This window comes from Aerococcus sp. L_32 (assembly GCF_050689315.1).
Genome location: NZ_JBOEQF010000808.1, coordinates 1 through 829 on the forward strand (window position 1 = coordinate 1; position 829 = coordinate 829).

Annotated in this window: 1 protein-coding gene; it reads left to right on the forward strand. The window is 38.4% G+C overall.

Going from position 1 to position 829, the window contains the following annotated elements:
• Window positions 1-670: MBL fold metallo-hydrolase (locus ACRCJ0_RS16625; RefSeq protein ID WP_431391267.1), on the forward strand; the 670-nt coding region annotated here is incomplete at its 5' end.
• Between the last annotated feature and the right edge of the window lie 159 nt (window positions 671-829).

The window sequence follows — 829 nt, forward strand, 5'->3', positions numbered from 1 at the left end:
CGGCATTAATCGCGATATCAATGAGATTGATAGTTTATTTATTACGCATGAACATTCAGACCATATTAAGGGGATGGGGGTTCTAGCGCGTAAGTACGATTTAAATGTCTATGCTAATGAGGCGACCTGGCAAGCAATTGGGAGTAAGGTTGGGGTTATCCCAGTAGAAAAACAGCATGTCATGGAGCAAGGTGATATACTAACTTTAGGGGATGTGGATATTGTGTCCTATGGTGTGAGCCATGACGCTGCTGAACCGCAGTTTTATGCCTTTCAAAAGGACGACCGACAGTTTACCATTCTAACGGATACAGGTTATGTGAGTGACCGGTTAATTGGTTTGTTGAAGAATTCAGATGGCTATTTAATCGAGTCCAACCATGATTTGGATATGTTGCGGATGGGTGCTTATCCTTGGTCTTTAAAACAACGTATCCTTGGCGATGAGGGTCATTTATCAAACGATGCCGGTGCTCAAGCCATGATTGATATGATTGGGGATAGAACGAAACGTATCTATCTAGGCCATTTATCTAAAGAGAATAATATGAAAACCATTGCCTACCAAACTTGCGTATCCGCAATGCTTCAGGCTGATATGGGAGTAAATGATCAGTTTGAGATATATGACACCAATCCTGACAAGCCGACTAGCTTGTATACTCTATAAATGTTTATAAATATTTATAATTTTACCTGTAAAAAGTCATAAACAATTCAAATATAATTACTATAATCAAAGTGTTAAGAGTCTAAAATATAAATCGAGGGAGATGAGCAAATGTCTCAGTCAAATGATCCAAATAATTTAAATGACCAGTCATCAGTA